Annotated in this window: 1 protein-coding gene; it reads left to right on the top strand. The window is 42.7% G+C overall.

The window, feature by feature from the left end:
- The first annotated feature begins 59 nt into the window (after nucleotides 1-59).
- Nucleotides 60-1,115 (top strand): IS110 family RNA-guided transposase, encoded by a 1,056-nt coding sequence (locus H9565_RS19990; protein ID WP_215442144.1) that lies wholly within the window; start codon nucleotides 60-62, stop codon nucleotides 1,113-1,115.
- Nucleotides 1,116-1,458: the final 343 nt, after the last annotated feature.

The raw sequence follows: 1,458 nt of genomic DNA, 5'->3' as shown, positions 1-1,458 counted from the left end.
TAGCATCTATGTAAAAGCAGTAAGTCGAGTATCTTTAAGATGAACTAAAAATTAAAGATATGAACACTCAAATTACTGCCACACCTAAGTTATTCATTGGTATCGACATACACAAACGTAGTTGGAAGGTACACTGTGCGACCGATCTGTCATCTGGAAAGACTTTTAGCATGCGGCCTGATGCCGAATTGCTTTATGAATATGTGACCAAACATTATTCAGGTTATGTAGTGTCCACTGCTTATGAAGCGGGCTGTTGCGGATACCATGCACATCGATGCTTTGTAAGTTATGGATGGCGGTCATTAGTGGTCAATCCGGCCGATATTTTCAGAAAGGGCAAGGAGCGCCATACCAAGACAGATAGGATCGATGCCCAGCTCATAGCACGAGAACTCAAGGATGACAGGTTGAACAGTATTTGTGTGCCGGATAAGTGTAGGGAGCAACTGCGTAGTCTGTTCCGTCGTAGGAACGATTTGGTAAAGGATATGCGCCAGATCAAGAGCTATATCAAGATGCAGTTGTTGTATTATGGTATTAGGATACCCCAAGAATTCGATAACGATCATTGGAGCCATAAGTTTAGGGATTGGCTTGATAATTTGGATTTTGAGTATGATACGGGTAATGAAGTTTTGCGTAGCCGGATGCGCAGTTTTCGGTTTATTGACCAAGAGTTTCGAGATGTTTCCACCTTATTGCGCCAGTATACCAAAATCCACTTTAAGAAAGATTACCTGCTTTTACGGAGTATTCCTGGTATAGGTTCCATAGTTGCCAGTGGTATTTTGAGTGAATTGGGCGACCTGCGCCGTTTTAAGAATATTAAACATTTGGCCGGATATGTAGGTCTGGCACCGGGCATTTACCAAAGTGGCGATACCATCCGACATACGGGGGTGAGTATGCGTGCCCACCGTTTAATACGTAGTTATTTCATTGAGGCCTCTTGGCAGGCAATTCGAACAGATCCCGTGATGCAGGGCTATTACCGCAAGCATCACGGAAAAAATGTGAAGAGTGTCATTGTAAAGGTGGCTAGGAAACTACTAAGCAGGACATTGGCGGTCATAAAGACGGAGACCCCTTATGTGATAGGGGTATTGGAATAAAATAAGGCAGATGAACAGTAACAAAATAACTGAGCTCAAAAAGAATAGTAGATATGCTTGGATCACAAAACAATGTAGGTGGTCTCGCCGCGGGCGAGAACCACATCGGTTAGCAAGTGACCAGGCTTATTATAACTTATAATCATACAGATGCTGGTGGCCATGCCCAAAGCACGGACCACATATAGGATGCGGAGCAAGTTATATATGGTGTTGAAGTATTGACAACCAAGCATTATGCTGAAAAGGGTTGCCAACAATCCAACACCCCAAAATCAACATTATGGACTAATAAAAAATAAAATATTATCTTTAGAGAACTGGCCTAGGGCTTTTCATAGGA

Origin of the sequence: Zobellia russellii (assembly GCF_018728565.1) — a bacterium.
Taxonomy (GTDB): Bacteria; Bacteroidota; Bacteroidia; order Flavobacteriales; family Flavobacteriaceae; genus Zobellia; species Zobellia russellii.
This window is presented reverse-complemented; position numbering and strand designations above follow the sequence as displayed.